The 2,554-nt window shown below is 74.4% G+C and carries 3 protein-coding genes; 1 reads left to right on the forward strand and 2 read right to left on the reverse strand.

The features are described from left to right. The coding region (locus AC2W7J_RS17395; RefSeq protein ID WP_485983951.1) for an RNA polymerase sigma factor at positions 1-817 on the reverse strand (817 nt) is incomplete at its 3' end. An 80-nt stretch (positions 818-897) separates the two neighbouring features. Here AC2W7J_RS17395 and AC2W7J_RS17400 point away from each other — a divergent pair. Next, positions 898-1,866 carry an endonuclease/exonuclease/phosphatase family protein gene (locus AC2W7J_RS17400; RefSeq protein ID WP_485983953.1) on the forward strand — a complete coding sequence of 323 codons (969 nt, stop codon included), beginning with the start codon at positions 898-900 and terminating at the stop codon, positions 1,864-1,866. Here AC2W7J_RS17400 and AC2W7J_RS17405 read toward each other — a convergent pair. Beyond that, positions 1,867-2,554 (reverse strand): amidase family protein (locus AC2W7J_RS17405; protein ID WP_485983955.1); only part of this gene is annotated, 688 nt, incomplete at its 5' end.

Here is a 2,554-nt window from a genome sequence, read left to right on the forward strand (position 1 = left end):
CTGCCGCGGCCGGATCCCGGTCGCGGACCCCAGCCGGTCGGTCGGCACCGTCCAGCGCGGCGAGCCGCTCGCGGGCCGCGGCCACCTGCGTGTCGTCGACGCCGGTCAGGTCGGCGCGGTGGCCCTGCACCGCCACGAGGTCGTGGTCGTCGTGGTTGATCTCGTCGTGCTCGAGCACATCCCTGCTCATGGGTGACCCCCCTCGGTGTCGTGGTCGGTGCCGTCGTGGTCGGTGAGCGCCGCGGCGGACCCGGGCGCGTGCCCGGTGCAGCCGTGCGCGCACGGTGCCGATGGGCAGGTTGAGCGCCTCCGCCACCTCCGCGTAGCTCATCTGGGCGTGGGCGACGAGCAGCAGCACGTCACGCTCGTCGTCGCGCAGGTCGGCCAGCGCGCCGGCGAGGGCCCGCCCGCGGGCCTGCGCATCGACCCGGGCGTCGATGTCGCCGAGGCCGGTGTACCCCTCGACGAGCGGGTCCGCACCGAGTCGCGCGTGGGCCCGGTAGCCGCGAACCTCGCTGCGCCGGTGCTTGGCGAGGAGGTTGGTCGCGATGCCGAAGAGCCAGGCGCGATGACCTCCCTTCGTCGGGTCGAAGCGGTCGCTGTGCTCCAGCGCGCGGACGAAGGTCTCGCTCGCGAGGTCCTCGGCCGTGTGGGCGTCCACCCGTCGCGCGAGGTACCCGTGGACGTCCCGGTAGTGCGGGTCGAAGACGTCGAGCAGCGTGACCGGGCGCGAGGTCGCCCCCTGCGCGGCCTCATGCCCGGTCATCACTGCTCCCTTCGTCGCCCATGTCGCCATGGTGCTCTCCGTCGCGCTCACACCTGTTCTTCCCCGCACGTCGCGGATCGGTTCCCGCCCCCGCTCGACGGGCCGCGACCGGCTGGCACACTGGGCTCGCGATGACGGAGCACCGGGAGGGGAGACGCTGGAGGACGCTGCTGGCGTGGGCCGGCTTCGGCGTCCTCGTCCTGTGCGTGCTCGCCGTCGCCGCCATGTACCTGCGCGGTGGCCGCACGAGCATCGGGGTCGTCATCGCCGCCGCCCTGCCCGTCGTCGTCGGGGTCGCCCTGGTGGCCGCGCTCGTGTCGTGGCGCCACCTGCGCTGGTGGCGGCTCGCCCTCGTCGCCGCCCTGCTGCTCAGCCAGGCACCGCTGCTCGACCACGTCGTCGCCGATCCGCGGCCCGCGGCCGAGGACGGGCCGACGATCACGGTCGCGACGCTCAACACGGCGTGGGCGGGCCCAACCGACGCGGAGCTCGTCGACCTCGCCGACGGCGCCGACGTGCTCGCCCTGCAGGAGTGGGACCCCGGACGCACCGATGGCCTGGGTCGCGCCCTCGGCCCGCAGTGGCGGCTCGCCGCCAGCGACCACGACGACTACATCGGGACCGACGTCGACGTCTGGGTGCGCAGCCCGTGGACGGTCGCCTCGTCCACCCCGCTCGCCGGTCGGCAGCCCGGAAGTGCACTGCGGCTGCGCCGGGGTGGCACGGAAGTCACCGTCGTCGGCACGCGCCTGCAGAACCCCGCCTTCCTCGCGGCCGACCGCTGGGGCGAGGGGCTGGACTCCCTTCGTCTGGCGGCCGAAGGGAGTGACGGTCCGGTCATCGTCCTCGGCGACCTCAACGCACCGCCCAGCGCGGTCGCCTACCGGCGGTGGGTGAAGCGAACAGGCTTGCGGGACTGCACCGCTCAGCTCGGGTCCGGGTTCCCCGGCACGTGGGGGCGGACGCGCGGAGCCGCCTACGGGCCGGGTGCCGATCGACCACGTGACGACCCGCGGGGCCGGCGTGGCACCGCGCTCGAGGTCACCCGCGAGCGCGGCAGCGACCACCGCGCGCTGACCGCGACGGTCGCGCTGCCCTGATCAGCCGAGCGTGGCGAAGGGGGCCGCGGCCTCCAGCTCGAAGGCCAGTTCGAGCAGCAGCCGCTCCTGCCCGGTGCGGGCCGAGAGCATGACGCCGATGGGCCGACCGTCGTCGGTGCGTCCCAACGGCAGCGAGATCGACGGCTGACCGCTCACGTTGTGCAGCGGGGTGAAGCCGACGTACTGCGGCAGCCGCTCGAAGTGCGTCTCGAAGTCGAGGTCGCCGGAGAGGTAGCCGATGCGCGGGGTTGTGTGCGTCAGGGTCGGCGTGAGGATGACGTCGACGTCCGGGAAGAGGCGCTGCGACGCGGGGCCGACGGCGGCGAGGCGGGCGAGGTAGAGCGGGGCGCGGTGCAGGCGCTTCTTCGCTCGCGCCGCGAGGCCGCGGGTGAAGGGGTCGAGCCGCTCGGCGTCGAAACCGTCGCCGTAGAGGCGGCGCCCCTGCTTCGCCGAGGCGAGGGCGAGCAGCCCCCAGTAGTCCTCGAAGTCGGTCTTGAAGAAGGCCGGCACCGGCACGTCGACGTCGTCGACGTCGTGACCGAGGCCGTCGAGCAGGCGCCCGACGCCCTCGACGGCGTCGCGGGTCTGCGAGTCGGTCGCCTGGACGAGCGGCGAGTCGATCATCATGCCGACGCGCAGGCGGCGGTCGGCCGGGCCCTCGACGAGGCCGACGCGCGGGCTGCTGCGG

This window comes from Janibacter sp. CFPM2_SD2 (assembly GCF_057364645.1).